This window comes from Kribbella sp. NBC_01505, from assembly GCF_045040285.1.
Taxonomy (GTDB): Bacteria; Actinomycetota; Actinomycetes; order Propionibacteriales; family Kribbellaceae; genus Kribbella.
In genome coordinates this window covers 2816347-2837507 of the sequence record NZ_CP109425.1, presented here as the reverse complement: position 1 = coordinate 2837507, position 21161 = coordinate 2816347, and the positions used below count along the sequence as shown (strand labels likewise).

Genomic DNA, 21161 nt, shown 5'->3' with positions numbered 1-21161 from the left:
TCACAGGTCGGCCGTGATCGACTGACTGAGTAGGGCTATGAAGGCTGCGGCCAGTGGGTCTGGGCGGCCGCGCGTGTACGCCGTTAGGGCGCGGCTGATCGAGGGGGCGGGGCGGAGGATGTGGCCGTCGTACGAGGGCGGCAGGATGTTGTGGGGGACCAGGGCGGGGCCGAGGCCGGCGGCGGCTAGCGCTGGGGCGGCGGCGGTTTGTTCGGTGCGGATGGCGATGCGGGGTTCGAAACCTGCTTGTGCACAAGCGATGTCGAGTACGTCGGACAGTCCGTGGCTCGGCGTGTAGTGGACCCAGGACCGGTCGGCGAGGTCGGCTAGCTCGACCGTGTCGCCGACCGCGGCGGGATCGTCGGACGCGACCACGACGACGAAGTCCTCGGAGCCCAGCGGCTCGAGCGTTCCCAACCAACCGGTTGGTTGGGGCCCGATCGCGAGGTCGGCCTGACCGGCGGACATGGCCTCGACGAGCTCGTCGGTATGCCGGTGCTCGAAGAGGCGGATGCCGACCTCGGGGTAGGACTGGCGCCAGCGGCGGAGCGCGGCGGGAAGAACGCCCAGGGTGATCGAGTAGAGCGTGGCGATCTGCAGCTCGCCGACCTCGAGGCCGGCCGCTTGGCGCGCGGCGCATTGGGCGCGGTAGGCATCGGCCAGCGCCGCGCGGGCGTGCGGGATCATCGCGCGGCCGGTCGAGGTGAGCCGGATGTTGCGCGGGAGCCGCTCCAGCAGCGGGCCGCCGGCTGACCGCTCCAGGGCGCGGATCTGATGCGAGAGCGCCGGCTGCGTGACATGCAGCTGCTCGGCCGCCTTCGTGAACGAGCCCGTGTCCACAACCGTGACCAGGTACTCCAGCTGGCGCAGCGTTGTCATTAGCCCAGCTTATGGCAACTGAAATAACTATGCCTTGGACTTATCCACATGCCTGCACACAGGCTGTGGATATGCAGAATGTGGCGTTGGTGGTCGGTGCCCGTGGGGTGATCGGGACGAATCTGGTCGAGCACTTGGCCTCGCTGGCGGACTGGCGAGTGATCGGGTTGTCACGGCGTGGCGGCGTCGACGTACCGGGGAAGGTTCGGCACCTGGCGGTGGACCTGCTCGATCCCGCGGATACCCAGGCCAAATTGGCTGAGTTGTCCGAGGTGACGCACGTGTTCTACGTGGCGTACCAGGACCGGCCGACCTGGGCCGAGCTGGTGCCGCCGAACCTGGCGATGCTGGTCAACGTGGTGGATGCGATCGAGCCGGTCGCGAAAGGTTTGCGGCACATCAGTCTGATGCAGGGCTACAAGGTGTACGGCGCGCATCTCGGACCGTTCAAGACGCCGGCGCGCGAGGACGATCCGCCGCATCTGCCGCCGGAGTTCAACGTCGATCAGCAGCAGTTCCTGGAGGCGCGGCAGGTCGGCAAAGCGTGGGACTGGTCCGCACTGCGGCCGTCGGTGGTCGGTGGTGTTGCCTTGGGCAACCCGATGAACCTGGCCGTCGCAATCGCTGTGTACGCGTCGCTGTCGAAGGAACTGGGAGTGCCGCTGCGGTTCCCGGGCAAGCTCGGGGCGTACGACGCGCTGCTCGAGGTGACCGATGCGGGGTTGCTGGCCAAGGCGGCGGTGTGGGCAGCGACCGCGCCGGCCGCGGCGAACCAGGCGTTCAACATCGCGAACGGCGATCTGTTCCGGTGGAGCGAGTTGTGGCCGAAGATCGCACGCTGGTTCGAGATGGATGTTGCCCCGCCGCTGCAAATGTCGCTGCAGGACGTGATGGTCGACAAGGAGCCGGCCTGGAAGCAGTTGCAGGCGACGCACGGGCTGGCGGCGACATCCTTTGCCGAGGTGTCGTCCTGGCCGTTCGCGGACTTCGTGTTCGGCTGGGACTACGACGTCTTCGCCGATGGCTCGAAGGCGCGGCGTGCAGGCTTCCATGAGTACGTCGCCACCGACGAGATGTTCTTCCGCGCCTTCGCCGAGCTCAGGCGGCAGCGCGTGATCCCCCAGTAACGTCCGAACGATCGGAGAGCGTGGTCTCCGGATCTTCGGACGTTGTGAATTCTCGTCGCGAGAAGAGGGTCTGGTGTCGGCCGTGGCTGGTCGCCGCTGCGGGCTGCTGCTTGACCGGTTCGGGGAGTCTCTGCCCTCGGAATCGGTCGGTTTTGCTCCCCAAAGCCGCGCAGGCGTCACTGCGGTCGGCACCGGTTTATGCTCCCGGTGTGGCGGCGATGGGTGCGGGGCGGGTGCTGGGCGCGAATCTGCGTGCGCGGCGGGATGAGCAGGGGATCTCGCTGTCCGAGCTGGCCCGGCGGTCGGGGATCGCCAAGGGGACGTTGTCGCAGCTGGAGTCCGGGAGCGGGAACCCGACGATCGAGACAGTGTTCAGTTTGTCGAACGCTCTTGGGGTGCCGGTGTCGGCGCTGCTGAGCGATGCGCCGACGGCCGATCTGGTCGTCGTGCGGGCGGCGGAGATCGACGTACTGTCCGGTGAAGCGATCGATCTGCGGATGGTACGGCGGCTCGAGCCGGCCGGTGGACTGTTCGAGATCTACACGCAGGACGTGCGGCCGGACGCCGTTCAGCACTCGGACGGGCATCCCGGGATCGAGCACCACATCGTGCTCAGCGGCCGGTTGCGGGTGACTTCGCGCGGTCGGACCGAGGAGCTCGGGCCGGGGGACTACCTGGCGTTCCGGGCCGGTGGGCCGCATGGGTACGAGGCGGTGGACGGGCCGGTGCGGTCGGTGCTGCTGCTGGAGTACCCGCCGGACGCCGCGCCATCCGGCCCGGGACCGCATCGCGACTGACCGTTGACCGCGGGGCGGCGAGCGACGTACTCTCGAAATCGTTCAGTTTAATGAACGTTTGCCGAGGAGGTCGCCGTGCCGCAGCCCGACGTGGTCGTCGTGGGTGCCGGCATGGTCGGGGCCGCCTGCGCCGAGGCGCTGTCGGCGGCCGGGGTCCGGGTGCTGGTGATCGATCGGGACGGGCCAGCGGCCGGTACGACGGCAGCCGGCGAAGGCAATGTGCTCGTGTCGGACAAGGAGCCCGGGCCGGAGCTCGAGCTGGCGGTGGCATCGCGGTTCGAGTGGGAGACGGTGCTCGCGCGGTTGCCGGAGCGGGTTGCTGATGTCGAGTGGGAAGCCAAGGGTGGTGTGGTCGTCGCGACCGGCGATCCGGCGCCGCTGAAGGCGTTCGCTGCGAAGCAAGCGGGTGCTGGGGTCTCGGCTCGCCTGATCTCTGCGGCTGAGGCGTTTGAGCTGGAGCCGTTGCTGACGCCCCGGGTCACGGGCGCGGTGCATTATCCGGATGACGCGCAGTTGCAACCGGTGCTGGCGGCAACGGCTTTGCTTGCTGCTGTTCGGGATCGGGGCGGTGAGGTTCGGTCGGGGGTGACTGCGATCGGGGTCCGGCGATCTGCGTCGGGGCGAGTGATCGGGGTGGAGACGACTGACGGCGTGATCGCGTGCGCCGCCGTACTGAATGCTTGTGGGCCTTGGGCTGGGGCGTTCAGTGCTGAGGCTGGTGCGCCGATTCGGGTCCTGCCGCGGCGGGGGATGATTTTGGTGACGGCGCCGCTGCCGGAGTGTGTTCGGCACAAGGTCTACGACGCGGACTACGTCGGCGCGGTCGGGAGCGGGGACGCGGATCTGCAGACGTCGACGGTGGTCGAGTCGACGCGGGCCGGGACGGTGCTGATCGGGTCGAGCCGGGAGCGGGTCGGGTTCGACGAGTCGCTGCGGGTTCGGGTGTTGCGGGAGTTGGCGCGGAAGGCTGTTGGGCTGTTTCCGTTCCTGGCCGAGGTTGCGGTGATGCGTGCGTACGGCGGGTTTCGGCCGTACGCGCCGGATCATCTGCCGGTGATCGGGGCCGATCCGCGCGTGCCGGGGTTGTGGCATGCGACCGGTCACGAGGGTGCGGGGATCGGGTTGGCGGCGTCGACCGGGCGGTTGATCACTGAGCTGTTCCTGGGGTTGGAGCCGCATGTGGTGGCGGATCCGTTCCGGGTGGACCGGGCGGCGGTGATCGACGGATGACCGCCTTCTTCGCGCGGGACTCGGTCGGTACGGCGAGCGCCGTACCGGTGACTGTGGATGGTTCGCCGGTGGAGGCGGTTGCCGGGCAGACGGTTGCCGGGGTGTTGCTGGCGCGGGGGCAGGATGCTTGGCGGACGACGCGAGGCGGGGGTCGGCCACGCGGGGTGTTCTGTGGGATCGGGGCATGTTACGACTGTCTGGTTGTCGTGAACGGGATTCCGGATGTGCGGGCCTGCCAGCGGACTGTGTGTGCGGGGGATGAGATTCAGTCGCAGGTTGGGGCTGAGTTGCCTCGGGGCGGTGGCGCTGGAGGCTCGGCTGGTGTGTCGCGGCGGGCTGACGTTGTGGTGGTGGGGGCCGGGCCGGCGGGGATGGCGGCTGCGTTGGCGGCGGCTGATGCTGGGGCGTCGGTGCTGCTGGTTGATGCTGGGCGTACTTTGGGTGGGCAGTTCCATCGGCAAGCTGAGTCGGAGTTCGGCGTGCGGCGGAAGGCGTTCGTCGGTGATCGGCTGTTGTCGCATGAGCTGATCACGTATCTGCCGGAGACCTCGGTGTGGGCGGTTGAGGGGATGCGGCTGTGGGTGCAGAGCGGGGCGGCGGATGCTGCAGGGCGCTCGGTGTTTGCGGTTGACGGTGGTTCGGTGGTGTTGGCTACTGGTGCTTACGATCGGGTTTTGCCCTTCCCTGGTTGGGATTTACCGGGGGTTTATACGGCGGGGGCGGCGCAGGCGCTGGCGAAGGGTCAGCGGATCGCTGTTGGTCGGCGGGTTGTTGTCGCTGGGACCGGGCCGTTTCTGCTGCCGGTCGCGGAGTCGTTGGTCGGGGTCGGCTCGTCGGTGTTGGGGTTGTTCGAAGCCAACCGGTTGTCGACGGTTGCTCGTGGTTGGTCGTCGGATCCATTGGTTGCCGTTGGCAAGCTCGGAGAGTTCGCCGGGTATGTGCGCACGCTCGCTCGCCACCGCATTCCGTACCGTCATGGTTGGACGGTCGTGGAAGCCCACGGGACCGACCATGTCGAGGCCGTCACCGTCGCTCGACTGGACCCGAACTGGAACGTGGTGTCGGGCTCGGAACGCCGGATCGAGTGTGACGCGGTCTGCGTGGGCTTCGGTTTCACCCCACAGCTCGAGCTCGCAGTAGCCGCCGGCTGCAAACTCACCGAAGACGGCCTGGCAGTCGTCGCAGACGCCGAGCAGCAGACAACCACCCCCGGAGTCTTCGCCGCCGGCGAGCTGACCGGCATAGGCGGCGCAGCCCTATCAGCAGCAGAAGGCGCAATCGCCGGTGCAGCCGCGGCTCGTGCGGCCGGTCATCCGACGGTGGTGGACGCCGATCGGCCCACTAGGTTGCGGCGGTTTGCGGGGGCTTTGGGGCGGGCTTATCCGGTTCGGGAGGGGTGGAAGGGGTGGAGTTCGGCGGGGACTTTGGTTTGTCGGTGTGAGGAGGTTTGCCGGGGGGAGGTTGAGGGGGCTGTGGGGGAGCGGGGGGTTGCGGGGCGGGCGCTGCGGTTGAGTGCCCGGGCTGGGTTGGGGTTGTGCCAGGGGCGGGTTTGCTCGCGGAACGTGGCTGAGTTGCTGGGTGGAAGTACGTCCATGAAACGGCCGATCGCCGTACCGGTGCGGTTGGGTGATTTGGCAGAGGCTGAGGAGAAGTTGTGACGGAGAAGCTGGACGGCGTAATTGTTGCTACCGCCTTGCCCTACAAGGAAGATGCCTCAGCACCCGCTGGGTTGCGGCCGGACTTGGATCGGTATGCGGAGCATTGCCAGTGGCTGGTGGCGAACGGGTGCCGTGGAGTCGGGCCGAACGGGTCGCTGGGGGAGTACTCGTCGCTGACGGATGATGAGCGGCGGGCGGTGGCGCGGACGGCGATTGATGCTGTGGGCAACGATGGTGTGGTGGTCGTCGGGGTGCACGGGGTCGGCGCGCATCAGGCGCGGTCGTGGGCGGAGAAGGCGGCCGAGGACGGGGCGGACGGCGTACTGTGCCTGCCGCCGACGATGTACCGGGCGAACCGGGGTGAGGTGCTTCATCACTTCACCGAGGTCGCCAAGGCCGGCCTTCCGGTGATGGTCTACAACAACCCGATCGACACGAAGGTCGACCTGACGCCCGATCTGCTGGCCGAGATCGCGCAGATCGAGAACGTTGTCGCGGTCAAGGAGTTCTCGGGCGACGTCCGGCGGATCCTGGAGATCCGCGAGCTGGCGCCGGAGCTCGCGGTGATCGCGGGTGCCGATGACCTGACCCTCGAGGCGCTGCTGATGGGGGCGACCGGATGGTTCGCCGGGTTTCCGAACGTTTTCCCGGCCGAATCGGTGCGGTTGTACGACCTCGCCGTACAAGGCAAGCTGGAGGAGGCGCGCGCGTTGTACGAGCCGCTGGTCGCCGCGTTCCGCTGGGACTCGCGGGTCGAGTTCGTCCAGGCGATCAAGTACGGCATGGACTACGTCGGCCGGTACGGCGGCCCCTGCCGCCCGCCGCGTGGGCCGCTCGTGCCCGAGCACGTCGTACAACTGGAGCAGGACATGAAGAAGGCTGTGGAGTCTTTGCGATGAGATCCGTCCGCACGATCACTGCGATCGACTCACACACCGAGGGGATGCCGACCCGCGTCGTGACGGGCGGGGTCGGGGTCGTGCCCGGTACGACGATGGCCGAGCGGCGCGAGTACTTCGTGAAGCACCTCGACGGGTTGCGGCTCTTCCTGATGAATGAGCCGCGCGGTCACGCCGCGATGAGCGGCGCGATCCTGCAGCCGCCGACCCGCCCCGACGCGGACTGGGGTGTGCTCTATATCGAGGTCTCCGGGTGCCTGCCGATGTGCGGCCACGGCACGATCGGGGTCGCGACCGTGTTGGTCGAGTCCGGCATGGTCGAGGTGCAGGAGCCGCTCACCGTCGTGCGGCTGGACACCCCCGCGGGACTGATCGTGGTTGATGTTGCCGTGCGCAACGGTCGCGCGGAACACGTGACGCTGCGGAACGTACCGTCGTACAGCCATGCTCTGGACGCGGTTGTGGAGGTGCCGGGGCTGGGGTCGGTGACCTACGACCTCGCGTACGGCGGGAACTTCTACGCGATCCTGCCGTTGGAGCAGCTCGGGATCCCGTTCGACCGCGCGTACAAGGATCAGATCCTCAACGCTGGGCTCTCGTTGATGGATGCGATCAACGCGGCCGACCGGCCGGTGCACCCGCTCGATCCCGGGATCAGCGGCTGCAAGCATGTGCAGTTCACCGCGCCGGGTCTCGATGGCGCGCACTCCCGCAACGCGATGGCGATCCACCCAGGCTGGTTCGACCGCTCACCGTGCGGGACCGGTACGTCGGCCCGGATGGCGCAACTGCATGCCCGTGGCGAGCTCGCCCTCGACACGGACTTCGTCAACGAGTCCTTCATCGGCACCCGCTTCACCGGCCGGCTGGTCGAGGAGACAACCGTCGGCAACCACTCGGCCGTCGTGCCGACAGTCACCGGCCGAGCCTGGATCACCGGGACCGCCAACTATCTCCTGGATCCCGACGATCCGTTCCCGACCGGCTTCGTGCTGTAGCCGCTAGTTGAGGTGGTTTTCCCAGTCGGTCGGCACGTTGCCGGCCGGGCCGGGGACCGGCTGGTCGGCCGGGCGGGACTGGGGGTCGGCAAGCGCGGGGCCGTCGTAGTACTGGGACTCGCCGTAGTGCCAGAACCAGTCCTCGCCGGGCTCGAAGCTGCGCACGATCGGGTGGCCGCTCTCGGCGAAGTGGGCCGACGCGTGCTGCGCCGGCGACGAGTCGCAGCAACCGATGTGACCGCACTCCGCACACCGCCGCAGGTGGAACCACCACCCGTCGTTGCTCAGACACTCCGCACATCCGGTCCCGCTCGGCGGCACCGTGCTGTCGATCCCAGAACTCTCCGTCATACCGGACATCCTTACCCGCCCGAGCCCCCCAAACAAGCATCGTTCAGCGGGTCACTCCGGCCAGGCGGAGTTCTGGATGATCTCGACGAAGTCGGTACGGCGGTAGTCGGGGACGAAGTGGGCCATGACGTCGGCCTTGACGTTGCCGAAGGTGGTGGCGGGGCGGTCGATGAGGCCCTCGGTGAAGGCGGCGAGGATCTGCGGCTTGAAGTTGGGCCGGGGGTGCGCGGCGACGACGGCCTTGCGCTGGGTGTCGGGGAGGAAGTCGTAGCCGAGGCCCAGTACGTCGAACTCGACGCCGCGGGTGACGAGGGCGATCTCCGGCGCCATGTGCAGCGGGATCTCCGGGGTGGTGTGCAGCGCGATCGCGGTCCAGACGCGATCGGCGTCGAGGGTGGGGATGCCGTGCGCTTCCAGGAACCGTCGGGCCTGGTCGGCGCCGTCGATCTCGAAGCGCTGGTCGGTACGGCGGTAGCGCTCGGTCAGACCGAGGTCGTGGAATAGGGCGCCGACGTAGAGGAGTTCGGGGTCGAACGCGAGGCCGTCGGCGAGGCCGCGGAGGGCGCCGAACAGGAAGACGCGGCGTGAGTGGTGGTAGACGAGCGGCGTCGCGGCGTCCCGGACCAGGTCGGTGGCTTCGCGGGCCAAGGTGCTGTCGGGGATCTTGATGCCGGCGATCTCTTCGGTCATGGGACTGCCTTTCCAGTGTTTGGGTCTTCAGCTTGACCGCCGCGGCTACGCTGAGGACATGTCCAAAATGCCGGGAGCACCACAGATTCGGACATGCCGGGTCGCCTTCGTCGTGTACGACGACGTGACGCTGCTCGACGTCAGTGGGCCGCTCGAGGTGTTCCATCAGGCCAACCGGGAAGGCCCGCGGTACGAGACCGTCCTGGTCTCGCCCAAGGGCGGCAACGTGCGGACGTCCTCAGGCCTGACGCTGGCCGACACGGTCACCGCGGCCGAGGTCGACCGGGTCGACACGGTCCTGATCGCGGGCGCCGACCACCTCGCCGAGCGGGTTCCGGACGACGTCCGGGACACCGCCGCCGTACTGGTAGCTCGAGCCGAGCGGGTCGCGTCGGTCTGCACCGGGGCGTTCGTGCTCGCCGCGCTGGGTGCATTGGATGGCCGCCGCGCCACCACCCACTGGCGGCATGCAAGCGCGCTCGCCCGCCAGTATCCGCAGATCCAGGTGGAGCCTGACGCACTGCACATCACCGACGGGCGGTATGTCACCTCGGCCGGCATCAGCGCCGGAATCGATCTGACACTCGCGCTCGTCGAGGCCGATCACGGTGCGGACGTCGCCCGCGAGGTGGCGCGCGAGCTCGTCGTGTTCATGCAACGCCCAGGTGGTCAGTCGCAGTTCTCCACGGCGATCGCGACACCTCCGGCGAAGAGCGATCCACTGCGGGTCGCGACCGCGGCCGTGGTGGCCGACCCCGCAGGTGACCACAGCCTGCCGAACCTCGCCAAACAGGTCGCGGTCAGCCCGCGGCATCTGACCCGGCTGTTCCAGACCGAGCTGCGGACCACGCCCGGCCGGTGGATCGAGCGGGTCCGGCTGGACCGCGCGCAGCAACTGATCCTCGACGGCCACAGCATCACCGCGGCGGCGCAACACAGTGGCCTCGGCAGCGACGAAACCCTCCGCCGCGCCTTCGCGAGGCATCTGAGTACGACGCCGACGGAGTACCGGCGACGGTTTCAACAGGTCGGGCAGTAGGCCTACGAGGCCGGTCGAATGGTCTAGCCGGGTTCCTGGACCAATTCGGCCGAGCCCGTAGATGGTTGACGGCAGCAGGTGGCCGCCCCGCCGCCGTTCCGAGAGGACCCGTCATGCTGCCAGTCCGCCGTCTCGTCATCGCTGCCCTGGTGGCCGTCGTGGCCTTCGCTCCGAACGCCCAGGCCGGCACCGCGCCACCCCCGAAGCAGGTCGTGCAGGCCGCGCCCGGAGTCGACTACTGGACCGAGCCGTCCAGTACCAGCGTCTTCCGGGACAGCCTGCCCAGCAAGGAATCCGGCCGCACGATCGCCCTCGATGCCGCGAGCAACGAGGAGGAGAGCGCGCAGATCGTGCTGCGTTCCTCCTCGACGGTGAACGTCGACGGCGTCTCGTTCTCTGCGCTCACCGGCAACGGCGCATCGATTGCCGCCAGCAACTTGTCGTACAACTTCGTCAACTACAAGTACCTGAACGCGAACACGAAGTTCGGCAGTCAGCAGATGTATCCGCCGGTCCGCAAAGCGCCGGGAGACTTCCCGGATCCGTTGTCCAACGCCCGTACGGCGAGCGTCGGACCGCGAACGGCGTTGTCGATCTGGGTGACCGCAGCCGTACCGAAGGGAACCGCCGCGGGGGTCTACACCGGTACGGCGACGGTAGCCACGCAGGCGGGTCCGATCGAGGTGCCGATCTCGGTCGACGTCCGCGCGGTGACGCTGCCGGATCCGAAGGACCAGACGTTCGAAACGACGCTGTGGAACGTGTTCTTCGGTGAGATCTCGTGGGCGCCGAACGGTCAGACGATGGAGCAGACCTACAAGTACCCGCGGTACAGCCCGCAGTACTGGGACCTGATGGACAAGGTCGCCACCCAGATGAAGCGGCACCGGACGAACACGCTCACCCTGCCGCTGGTGAACATGCTGTTCGACGGCAACACCACCGTGACGAACAACAGCAACGCGCAGGGCGTCTACACCTTCGACTGGAGCCGGATCGACGAGGTCATCCAGTTCATGCTGGACCGTGGTGTGGTGAAGCGGCTCGAAGGCTTCTGGGTCTCGGCGGACACGTACAACTGGGGTCGCCCGCAGGACGGGATCCGGGAGGTCGAGATCATCGACGGCACCGGCGGCAAGGGGCAGCGCAACTACGTGAACTGGAACACGGCGAAGGCGAACAACTTCATCGACCAGTTCATCCCGCAGCTCAAGCAGCACCTGGACGCGAAGGGCTGGACCGAGAGCCTGAAGTACTGGATGCATGTCGGTGACGAGCCGGTCGGCGACCAGGAGGAGGCGGCGTACCGCGGGATCGCGCAGCGGATGCGGTCGCACTGGCCGGACGTCCGGATCGGCGACGCCGCGTTCCACGAGCCGACCGCGTCGAACCTGGCGTCGACCATGTCGGTGATGGTTCCGAACCTGCTCAACTACGACCAGAACCGGGCGACGTACGACAACTTGCGGGCCCAGGGCAAGGATCTCTACTTCTACAACTGCAACATCCCGGTCGGCAACTTCCTCAACCGCTTCATCGACCAGCCGCAGTACAACCAGCGGCTGACGCCCTGGTACGCCTACTCGCGGGGTGCGAACGGCTACCTGCACTACTCGATGAACGGCTGGCTGGCCGATCTCGACGAGACCGAGTCGAAGGGCGACCACGAGATCGTCTGGCCGGACGTCGAGAACAACACCATCCAGTCGTCGATCCGGTACGAATCGCTGCGGGACGGGATCGAGGACTACGAAGTACTGAACATCCTCGGCCGGACGAATCCCAAGCTGGCAAAGGATCTGGCGGCCGCGTTGGCCGAGCGGGCCGACAAGTACAGCGCGGACACCGGCTACCAGGCGCGGATCCGGCGGATCGCGCTGGACGCGGCGGCCGGCAAGCCGGTGATCGCCGCCGACCTCGCCGCGGGGAAGACCGTCAGCGCGTCGAGCGCGGCCGCCGGCCACGAGGCAGCCAAGGCGGTCGACGGTGACAAGGCGACCAGTTGGCAGCCGAGCGGAACCGGTGCGCAGTGGTTCCAGGTCGACTTCGGGCGGCAGGTGCAGCTCGACGGTCTCCAGCTGAACTGGTCTGGAGTTGCTGCTGGCAACTACTCGGTCCGGGTCTCGTACGACGGGGTCCGCTGGAGCACGGCGTACACGGGCGGTGGTGGAACCTTTGCCGGGGTCAATGGGAAGGCGCGGTTCGTCCGGATCGAGTTCGGCAGTGGAGTGTCCGGGCTGAACAGTCTGGAGGTGGCCGGGAGCCCGTTGGCGAAGCAGAACGTGCTCGGCGGTCGCAGCTACACGGTCAATCCCGCGCCGAACAACAAGCCGGACAGCGGATTCGAGTCGACCGACGGCGTTCTGGCGGATGCGCACGACGATGGCCGGACCTACGGGTTCGGGGCGGGGCAGGGGACCGCGACCATCCAGTTCGACCTCGGTTCGGCGCAGAACCTCGACGAGGTCCGGCTGCACGCCTACGAGGAGTATCCGGCGTACCGGCCGGACCGGGTGACGATCGCGACCAGCACCGACAACGTGACCTGGAAGCAGAAGGGCTTCCTGCCGGGGACGCCGAACGACCGGTCGAAGATCTGGTACCAGTTCGACTTCCCGCCGACCACCGCGCGCTATGTCCGGGTGACGTTGAACAAGACGTTCACGGCCGACGCGTCGGTGATGCTGGTCGACGAGATCGAGGCCTACGCCGCCACCGGTCCGGACAACCTCGCCGCGGGCGCGACGTACACGAAGGGTGAGCCGCCGCACGCCAACTACCCCGACACCGGCAACAAGGAGTCGACGGACGGCGTGATCGCCGGACACCACGAGGACGGCTTCAGCTACGGCTACACCTTCGGAGTCGGTACGACGGGTTGGCGGAAGGTGACCGTGGACCTGGGCTCGGTGAAGACGATCGGGCGGATCGAGGTGCACGACAACTTCGACGGGGTGACGAAGTACTCACCGGATGCCGTCCGGATCTCGACCGGCGAAACCCTGGACAGGGTGACCCAGATCGCGGCCACCAGCGTTTCGTCGGCGCAGTGGTTCCGGTTCCCGGTGCAGACGACCGCGCGGTATGTGCAGGTCGAGTACGAGAAGTACTCACAAGGCGTGGCGGCCGACTGGATCTTCGTCGACGAGATCGCCGCCTATTCGAACTGACACAGCCGAACTGAGACAGAAGTCTGCGGGATCCCAGTCAGCGGGTCACGACATATACCCAGTGAGACCCCCGGTGGGGGGACGATCTGGAGGTGGTGGCGTGACGATCGCGCTGACTGGGAGACCCGAGGGGTTGCCGGCGACGATGAGTGACGGCGAACTCTGGCGGCGGTCCGTCGAGGGGGAGACCGAGGCGTTCGGGGTCCTCTTCGACCGGCATGCCAAGGCGGTCTACAACTTTCTGTTCCGTCGGACGGCCTCGTGGAGCGACGCCGAGGACCTGACGTCGCTGGTGTTCCTGCACGGCTGGCGGCGCCGGGCGGAGGTGGTGCTGGTCCACGAATCGGCGCTGCCGTGGCTGTTGCGGACCGCCGACTACGTCTTGCGGAACGAGTGGCGCAAGCAGCATTTCCGGCGGCTCAACCTGCTGCGCCAGAGCCCGGCGGCCGACGTACCGGATCATGCCGAACACGTCGCGGCCCGGATCGACGACGAGCGGGAGGCCAAGCGGCTGCGGGCGTTGCTGCGCAAGTTGCCGCGGCACGAGCGCGAGATCGTCGAGCTCTGCTTCTGGTCGGGGCTCGACGCCCAGTCGGCGGCCGTCGCCCTCGACATCCCGCTCGGCACCGTGAAGTCCCGGATGTCGCGCGCCCGCACACGTCTTCGCGACCTGAGCGTCGCCGTCAGCACTGTGGAGGACCCGTCATGAGAGAGCTGCTCAACCGCCGTACCGATCAGCCGCTGCCGCCCGGGCAGCACGAGAGACTCCGCGCCGAGCTGCTCGACGCGATCGAGTCCGAGCAAGCCGGTACGCCGCGCCGCGTGCTGGTCCCGGCTGCCGCTGCTGCCGCGGTTCTGCTGGTCGCCGCCGGCCTGGCCGTCGCCGTACCGGCATTGCGGAACAACGATGCGGGTACGGCGGTCGCCGGGCAAGGTCAGCCGGCCGTTCGGGATCTGTCGGAGGCCGATACCGCCGCGCTGCAGAAGCAGTGTCTGGCCGAGGCCGACCGGATCACGGTCAAGCAGTTGCCGAAGCCGTTCCGCTCGTACAAGCCGGTCCATGCCTTCGAGTTCGTCGATGTCAACGATCCGAAGGTCGTGAAGACCTGGCTGATCGCCAAGGGGCTGCCCGGGTACTGGCTCTGCAGCCGGACCGCCGGCGGACAGATCAGCGAGTCGAGCCTCAGCATCCGCGGGGACGGGGCTGAATGGTCGATGCCGTTGCGGGGCCTCGCGCGCAACGCCGGCATCTTCATGAATCCGGTAGTTCGGGTGACGTTGCAGCAGAAGGGCCACCCGGCGACCGACGCCCACCTGTACCACGGGTTCTGGTTCGCGCCGACCGTCGGCCGGGTCGGCTGGGGACCGTACGACGCCGATGACCCCGACCAGGACGACTTCGTCTATCGCGGGTACGACGCGAACGGCAAGGAGATCTACTCCAGCACCACCACGCCGGAGCCGTGCACCGCGCGGGTGAACATCGTGCACGACGACGGGACGCGGGAGCCGGCGCCTGGCCCGGCGAACCCCAGCCCGCCGTACTGCAAGAGGTACAAGTGGACCTTCTGAGTCAGGTGCCGAGCTGAGCCGGTGTGGCCCAGGCCGCGACATGTACGTCGCGAGCCTGGGCCACCGCAGGCTTCGTCGCCTAGCCGAGCATCCAGTCGAACGTCCCGGCATTGCCGAGGTAGGCGACAGCGGTCTCGGCGGATTCCCGGGTGAGGTTCTCGACCATGATGACGTTGGCCTCGTAGAGGACCACGCCGCCTTCGGTCCCGCGTTCGGCGTCCTGGCCGATCCGGACCGGGTCGTACACGACGACGGGGAACTCGCGGTCGCCGTGGACCAGCCGGGCACCCATCAGCACGCCACGGTCCTCGATCTGGGCCCAGTCGCCCTCGTCGAAGTCGTCCGGGGCGGCCAGCCGCCAGCCTGCCTGGGTCATCTCATCTCCTTACGGTCGGTACGGCGTCAGCACGATGTCGTTGAGAAGGTTCTGGAATTCCTGTTTGGTCATCTTCTCGCCCGCGTTCGGCATGATCTCGTAGTGTGTCGGGTTCCCGCCGGTCTGCATGAGCCTCAGCCGGGGGCTGATCGTGCTCCTGTCGACCTCCCACGGCACCAGGCCGGCCCTCGGGATCGCCACGATCTTCGCGGGGTCGGTGTCGGTCGACGGGCCGGCGTTGGTCCGCACGTAGGGCGTGCCGTCCTGCAGCTTCGACTCCCCGTCCTTCAGCTTCCACGGGTCGCCCTCTTGGCCAGGCTTGACCCCACGATAGAGCGCCGAGTCGTCGTCCGGTCCGGGCCCGAGCCTGCGTGGTGTCTGCTGGGGACCCTTCTTCTTCTGCTGCTGGTCCCTGTCCGGCAGGGGTACGCGGGGCTTGGCCGGTGGGCGAGGCTTCGGCGGGGTCGGTTTGGGTCTGGGTGCGGTCTTGGTGCCGCCGTCGCCGCGCGCATGGTTGTTCCGGGGTTTCACCTTGTCGGCGACGTACTTGACGATCGTCTTGTAGACGATCTTCGCCTTCGCGACCACGTACATGACGAGCACCGTGATCAGCTTCCACAACGTCACGATCGTGGTCACGACGACCTTGACGAGTTTGACGACCGAGTGCCACGCCCATTTCAGGACGTCCCAGATGTTCTCGACCTTCTCGCGCCATTCGATCGTCTGCACTTCCTGCTGGTACGACTGCAGGTACATCTGCAACATGAACGCGATGATCAGCACGATGATCAGCACCGGGATCACGATCAGAATGGCGAGGTCGCCGCTGGAGTCGTTGTAGCTGACCGGGTTGTGGTTGGCGTAGCCGTACCCGTTCATCTGCCGTGGATCGCCGGGGTCGAGGATCGCGTCGACCGACAGGAATCTGCCGGTGCTCTTGTCGTACTGCCGGGACCCCAGCTGGACCAGCCCGGTGTCCGCGTCGTTGGTGCCGCCGTGGAAGTCGCGCTGCCCCGGCCAGGATGCCGGTGCCGCGCCGCGGAGGTCGCCGTACGGCATCGTCCGGCGTTTCTGGACGACCTGTGTGACCGAGTCGATCGCGGTCTGCGGCGTTCCTTGCAGATCGCTGGTGAGCCAGCTCAGCTGCGTTCCGGAGCGGACGGCGACCACTCGGTCCCCGAACCCGTAGTACCGCGTCCCGGTCACGGTCTGACCGGACTTGTCGAGGTGCAGCTCGGTCTCTCCGACGTACAGCGTGGTCCCGGTCGAGTCGCGACGGATCAGCCGCTTCCCGTCCGCGTCGTACACCGCGGCCGTCGAGGCCGTGCCCTTGGTCGTGCCGGTCAGCCGGTTCTCGGCGTCCCAGGCGAGGACCTCGTCCTTGCCGTCGGCTGTGCGCCGGGTCGTGTTGCCGACCTCGTCGTACCCGAAGGTCTTCGTCTTGGTACCGGCCGGGCCGGTACTGGTGACGCCGGTCAGCGCATGCGGTTTGGCACTGCCGTACTCGTAGGTGCTCGTTGTGGTCCCGGCAGGTGTGGTGGTCTTCTCCGACTTGCGGTTGCCCGCCTGGTCGAACGTCCACTCCTGTGCGTACGGCGCCGGTCCGCCGAGGTCCTGTGCACCCGCGCAGTCGCCGGCGCTGTTGTCCGCACCCGGCTTCGGGGTCCAGGCCTTGGTCAGCCGGCTCAGGTAGTCGTAGTCGAAGCACTGCGTGTCAGTGGCCTCGGCCGACTCCGCCGGAGCGATGTCGGTGATCTTCTTGATGTTGCCGCCGGGGTCGTAGTCGTACCGGGTGTCCGAGACCCGTTTGGGCGACAACTCCTTGTCCACAACGACTCTGCTCACTCGACGGGTGATCTGGTCGTACTCGAACTTCTGCTGCACGAACGGACCGGACGCCGTACCAAGAGTCAGCACGTCGGCATCCTCGAACGGCGTGTACGACAGCTGCCGCACGTAGGAGTCCTGGCCGGCCATCGAGGTCGGCAGGCCCTGGCTGTTGTAGCCGTAGTTGATCGTCTCGGCCCCGAGCCCACCTCCCGCCGGGAGTGATCGGGTGGCCAGGTTGCCGTCCTCGGTGTAGGTCTGGCCGATCGCGTACGTGCCGGCCAGCTTGCCCTCGGAGGCCGGCAGGGTCAGCGTCGTGCCCGTGGCCTGCCCGGAGGCGTCGTACCCGGTGATCGCGGTCGTGTACGCCTCGGTCTTGCCGTCCTTGACGACGTAGCGCGTCGAGGACGTCGTCCGCCCGGCCGCGAGGGAGTCGTACTTCCACTCGGTCTGCACCGGTCCGTCCGGACCGTTCAACCGAGTGTCGGTCTTCCGGCCGACGGAGTCGTAGCTGTTGTACAGCTTCACCCCGCGGGCGTCCGTGGTCGACACCAGTTGGTCGGCGGCGTCGTACTCGAACTTACTGATGCCCTTGTCCGGGTCGCTCTCCTCGATCTTGCGGCCCTGGATGTCGTACTTGTAGCTCCAGACGCTGCCGGCCGGATCGGTGACCGACTTCAGGTTGCCGGTCGGCCAGTAGGCGTACTTGGTGCTGTCGTACGTCCCCGTCGTACCGGTGCCGTGGTACTGGCGCAGCTCGGTCAGCGTGCCTTCGGCGTTGGTGATCCGGGTGACCGGCGTCTCGCCGTCCGGCGGGTCGATGCTCTGCCTGCCGGTGGCGACGTCGTGCTCGATCGACCACTTCTCCACGCCCATCGACTTGAACAGCTGCCGCGCGGGCCGCTCGGCCTGGTCGTAGACCGTCACCTCCTGCTTGGGCAGGGTGGCCTCGTCGACGACCTTGAGCTCACCCTCGGCCAGCGTCGCGGCGTAGTACGGACCGTTGACCTTGGTCTCGAGCCCCCGCGAGTTGTACCGGGTGTCGGTCACCAGCCAGCCACCGCGTGGCGACTGCTCGTGCGTCTGCCGGAGCCGGCCGAGGCCGTCGAACAGCTCGTAGCTGACGTCGAAGGTGTTCTTCACCCGGCGTTTGGTGATGACCGCCGACGGTCCGTCGTCGCGGATGGTGTACGCCATCTCGAGGTCGGCCGGTCCGGTCGGTGCGTGCCCGGCGTCCCACGACTTGGTGACGCGTCCGACGGCGTCGAGCTGGCGTACACCACGCCGTCCGTCGGCCGCCTGGACGGCGGTCTGGACGCCGAAGGCCGGCTCGATCTCCCCGGACACCTGCTGGCCGTTGTCAGCCGTGTCGGTGACCTTCACGAGCGGCCCGTACGCCGGACTGTAGGCCCGTCGCGTGGTCCGGTTCAGCGCGTCCGTGGTCTCGGTCTGCCGGCCCTGGGCGTCGTACTTCGCACTGAAGGTCAGCTCGTACGTCGGCGCACCGGCCGCGTCGAACCCGGACAGCCGCTCGGCCCGGGTGACCTGCCCGACGGTCGGAGTGGCGGTCGGCGAGGTGGCGCCGTCGTAGAACAACCGCTCGTCCATCAGTACGTCGGTGTTGGTGAACGGCTGGTCGCAGCGCTTCCCGACTCGTTGCACCCGGGCCGGGAGCTCGCGCAGGTTCTTCGCCGTGTTCTCGACGTAGCTGTACCGCGTGCAGCCGTCGTCAGCCGTGGTGCTGAGGTCGCCGGCCTCGTCCTTGGTCAGCAGACGGCCGCCGGCGTCGTAGTTGTTCTGGGTGTCGGTCTTCACAGCACCGGTGCCGGTCGGCTGGTACTGCGTCATCTGCTTCTGGCCGGAGTACCGCGAGGTCAGCGTGCCCCACGGCCGCGTCATGGTCGCGGTGGGAGCGGACAGGTAGTAGTCCGAGATGCTCTTGGTGAGCACCTCCGGGCCGTTGTACACGATCTGCTCGCGGGACTGGCCGGCGAACTCGTTGACGTCCTCCACCGCGGTACCGGTGGAGTCGGTGATCTTCACGTCCTTGGTGCCGCCCGCTGCTGTCCGGTCGCCGTCCAGGCCGCGGAAGTACAGCGTCTCGTTGGCGGACTGCGGTTCGTCGGCACGGCCCTTGAGCACCTTGACGCGACCGAAGCCACGCCACTGCGACCAGGTCGACTCCTTCAAGTCGGTGCCGGCGTCCTGCTCCTCGAAACGCCAGGCCGGCTTGTCGAGGTACTGGACAGTCGTGATGACCGGTACCGGCGCCTGCCACGGGTCGGTGGCCGAGACCGTCCGGTCCGTCTGCTGGACGGACTGCACGACGTACTTGTGGAACCAGTCGGTGCGGTCGGGTGAGGTGTCGAGCAGCGACCACTTCTGCGGACGGCAGCGCCGGTCGTTGTTGTCCGGTGCCGGCAGACCTGTTGGCAGACAGTCGATCGGGTAGTAGTTGACCGCGAGGTCACCACCGGTCCCACCATGTACGGCGTTGATCCGGAACCACTCGAGCGGCGGCACGGTGTCGCTGCCGGTGTCGACGCGGTTCGCCAGCGGGATGCCATCGAAGCTGGTCGTGGGCATCTGAACCGGTGTACCGACGAGACCGGTCGGAGTGATCTCCTTCAGCCACAGGGACGGACTGCTGTTGTCACCGCGCAGATACTCCTGCCGCAGCGACCACGACTGCACGTCCTCGTGCTTGCTGGTCGCGGCTCGCCATACCTGGGTAGTGACCTTGTCCATCCGGAGCTGGGTCCAGAACGTCGGGGTGTAGTGGTTCTCGCAGTTCGTCGTGCTCGCGCAGGTCAGGTCCCACGGAGTGTCCGGGTACGTCGCCTTCTGCGTCGGCCCGCACGGCAACGGCGTACAGCGCTCGGCCGTTGTGTACTGGACCTGGCCGATCGGCTTCTGGGTGAACACCTGGCCGTCGGTCTGGCCGTACTCGATCCGCTTGATGTTGCCGGCGCGGACGTAGGTGCTGACCGACGCCTTGGTCAGGTTGCGCGCGTAGCGGTCGATCTCGGTGTTGTAGAACGTGCTCATCGTGTTGCCGTTGCGGTCGACGACGTAGTCCAGGTTCCAGGCGTAGGCCTGCTGGCACCACGAGTCGGCGAACGCGGTCTTGTTGCACTGCTCACCGGAGTGGTTGCCGAACACCGGGACGGTGAACGCGGACTTCGTCTCCTCCTTGCCGGTGGACCAGCCAGGCAAGCGGTTCAGGCCGAAGTAGTACTTCGTCCCGTCCTTGGACGTCATCCGCCAGTACTCGCCCTTGTCGGCCGCGGCGATGCCGTCGTCGCCGTTGGTCGCGCCGCTGAGCCGCTCGATGATCGAGCCGTCGTCGCCGCGCATCCGCCAGACCTCGCCGCTGGCGTCCTTCTTGGCCAGCACCAGGTCACCGGACTTGCCGTTGAGCGAGATGTTCAGGCTGTCGCCGCGGAAGCAGAGGTCACCGGTCTTGCGGGTGCCGTTGTTGCCGCCGAGGTCCTTGGAGCAGGTCTTGTAGCGGCGCTCGATCGAGCCGCCGCCCATCAGGTTGAACCCCTGACCGACGACCGAGGTCTGGTTGTTGGTGGACGACGACAGACCGTCGAGCGCGCCGGAGGAGTAGCTCAGACCGGTGCCGGGCTGGGGGCCTCCGGACGACGGCGGAGCAGTGAACGGCAGTTGCCATTCGAAGTCGCCGGACGAACCGCCGACGCTCCAGGTCGAGGCGCCGTCGCCGATGCCGGACTTCTTGTAGTCGCCGGCACCGCTCGAGTCGCCGGCCGCGACCATGAAGGTCCGCGGCTGGGCACCGACCGGTACGTCGGCGATCACGTCGCCGTTGCCGTTGTTGCGGGTCGGGATGACGACGGTCTTGCCGTCCTGCTGCGTCGTGAACCGCAGTCGGGTCGCCCAGTCGCCGCCGTACGTGTCGCGGAACTCGCGGTAGTCGACGCCGACCGTGACGTTCCCGGACTTGGCCGAGCCGTCGGCCCGGGCCACGGTGAGTTCGAGGGCGTCGCCGCGTCGGCCGACGAGGTCGACCGCGACCTTCGCAGGCGCGGTGGGGGCGACGCCGTTCGCGAGCACTGCTTGCGAGGTGGCGGCCGTCGGCGCGACCCAGACCGGCAGCGAGCCGGCCTTGGCGCGCTCGTTGACGCGGCCACCGTTCAGTGCGAGCTGCCAGGTGCCCTTGGCGGCGGGTTGCGGGACAGCAACCTCCGCGGATCCGGCCACCGGCCACCGATCGGCGGGCCGGCCGGTGTAGACACGTGCGGCCACCTGATCCGCTGGGCGGGGATCGGCCTTCGCCGTCCGGCCGTCGAGGGACTTGTACTCGGTCGGTGTGAACGCCGGGTCGGACCGGGTCGCGGCCGCGGCGGCGAAGCCTTGTTGCTGGATGGACAAAACCATCGTGACAGCCAGGCCGACGGCTATCGTCGTCCGGACGCCGAGGTTCGCTCGGAACCTTCGAGAGGGCATGGGCGGGCCTCCTGAGTTAGAGGCCTCCACTTTGCGGTCCGGCCACGGTCGGTCACCAGGTCAGAAGTGGAC

The 21161-nt window shown here is 67.8% G+C and carries 15 protein-coding genes; 10 read left to right on the top strand and 5 right to left on the bottom strand.

What is annotated here, in order from left to right; translation table 11 throughout:
- Entirely contained in the window at window positions 1-879 is an 879-nt protein-coding gene (locus tag OG474_RS13275) for a LysR substrate-binding domain-containing protein (RefSeq protein ID WP_405062571.1), read from the bottom strand.
- A gap of 71 nt (window positions 880-950) precedes the next feature.
- Here OG474_RS13275 and OG474_RS13270 point away from each other — a divergent pair, with 71 nt between their 5' ends.
- The 6 genes from OG474_RS13270 to OG474_RS13245 all read left to right on the top strand — a co-directional run bounded on the left by OG474_RS13270 (window position 951) and on the right by OG474_RS13245 (window position 7588).
- Window positions 951-2006: an SDR family oxidoreductase gene (locus OG474_RS13270; protein ID WP_405062570.1), complete on the top strand. Its 1056-nt coding sequence runs from the start codon at window positions 951-953 to the stop codon at window positions 2004-2006.
- A 218-nt stretch (window positions 2007-2224) separates the two neighbouring features.
- Window positions 2225-2803: a helix-turn-helix domain-containing protein gene (locus tag OG474_RS13265; protein WP_405064573.1), complete on the top strand. Its 579-nt coding sequence runs from the start codon at window positions 2225-2227 to the stop codon at window positions 2801-2803.
- Window positions 2804-2878: 75 nt separating this feature from the next.
- Window positions 2879-4033, top strand: coding sequence for an NAD(P)/FAD-dependent oxidoreductase (locus tag OG474_RS13260; RefSeq protein WP_405062569.1), 1155 nt, complete (start codon window positions 2879-2881; stop codon window positions 4031-4033).
- Window positions 4030-5691, top strand: coding sequence for an FAD-dependent oxidoreductase (locus OG474_RS13255; RefSeq protein ID WP_405062568.1), 1662 nt, complete (start codon window positions 4030-4032; stop codon window positions 5689-5691). Before OG474_RS13260 ends, OG474_RS13255 begins: the two co-directional genes overlap by 4 nt.
- Window positions 5688-6590, top strand: a complete 903-nt coding sequence (locus OG474_RS13250; RefSeq protein ID WP_405062567.1) for a dihydrodipicolinate synthase family protein — start codon at window positions 5688-5690, stop codon at window positions 6588-6590. Before OG474_RS13255 ends, OG474_RS13250 begins: the two co-directional genes overlap by 4 nt.
- Window positions 6587-7588: a proline racemase family protein gene (locus OG474_RS13245; RefSeq protein ID WP_405062566.1), complete on the top strand. Its 1002-nt coding sequence runs from the start codon at window positions 6587-6589 to the stop codon at window positions 7586-7588. The genes OG474_RS13250 and OG474_RS13245 overlap by 4 nt, the downstream gene beginning before the upstream one ends.
- 3 nt (window positions 7589-7591) lie before the next feature.
- On the opposite strand, the gene OG474_RS13240 is transcribed toward OG474_RS13245, so the two are convergent.
- Both OG474_RS13240 and OG474_RS13235 read right to left on the bottom strand, forming a co-directional pair.
- Complete coding sequence (locus OG474_RS13240) at window positions 7592-7939, bottom strand: UBP-type zinc finger domain-containing protein (protein WP_405062565.1); 348 nt, start codon at window positions 7937-7939, stop codon at window positions 7592-7594.
- A gap of 51 nt (window positions 7940-7990) precedes the next feature.
- Complete coding sequence (locus OG474_RS13235) at window positions 7991-8629, bottom strand: HD domain-containing protein (protein ID WP_405062564.1); 639 nt, start codon at window positions 8627-8629, stop codon at window positions 7991-7993.
- A gap of 58 nt (window positions 8630-8687) precedes the next feature.
- On the opposite strand from OG474_RS13235, the gene OG474_RS13230 reads away from it, so the two are divergent.
- The 4 genes from OG474_RS13230 (at window position 8688) to OG474_RS13215 (ending at window position 14410) form a co-directional block, all read left to right on the top strand.
- Entirely contained in the window at window positions 8688-9668 is a 981-nt protein-coding gene (locus OG474_RS13230; protein ID WP_405062563.1) for a GlxA family transcriptional regulator, read from the top strand.
- Window positions 9669-9781: 113 nt separating this feature from the next.
- Window positions 9782-12838: a glycoside hydrolase domain-containing protein gene (locus tag OG474_RS13225; RefSeq protein WP_405062562.1), complete on the top strand. Its 3057-nt coding sequence runs from the start codon at window positions 9782-9784 to the stop codon at window positions 12836-12838.
- 100 nt (window positions 12839-12938) lie between these two features.
- Window positions 12939-13547: an RNA polymerase sigma factor gene (locus OG474_RS13220; protein ID WP_405062561.1), complete on the top strand. Its 609-nt coding sequence runs from the start codon at window positions 12939-12941 to the stop codon at window positions 13545-13547.
- Window positions 13544-14410, top strand: a complete 867-nt coding sequence (locus tag OG474_RS13215) for a hypothetical protein (protein WP_405062560.1) — start codon at window positions 13544-13546, stop codon at window positions 14408-14410. Before OG474_RS13220 ends, OG474_RS13215 begins: the two co-directional genes overlap by 4 nt.
- 79 nt (window positions 14411-14489) lie before the next feature.
- Here the strand turns inward: OG474_RS13215 and OG474_RS13210 are convergent, their stop codons facing one another.
- Together OG474_RS13210 and OG474_RS13205 are read right to left on the bottom strand one after the other, a co-directional pair.
- Entirely contained in the window at window positions 14490-14786 is a 297-nt protein-coding gene (locus OG474_RS13210) for a hypothetical protein (RefSeq protein ID WP_405062559.1), read from the bottom strand.
- 9 nt (window positions 14787-14795) lie between these two features.
- Window positions 14796-21089 (bottom strand): RHS repeat domain-containing protein, encoded by a 6294-nt coding sequence (locus tag OG474_RS13205; protein ID WP_405062558.1) that lies wholly within the window; start codon window positions 21087-21089, stop codon window positions 14796-14798.
- Window positions 21090-21161 lie beyond the last annotated feature (72 nt).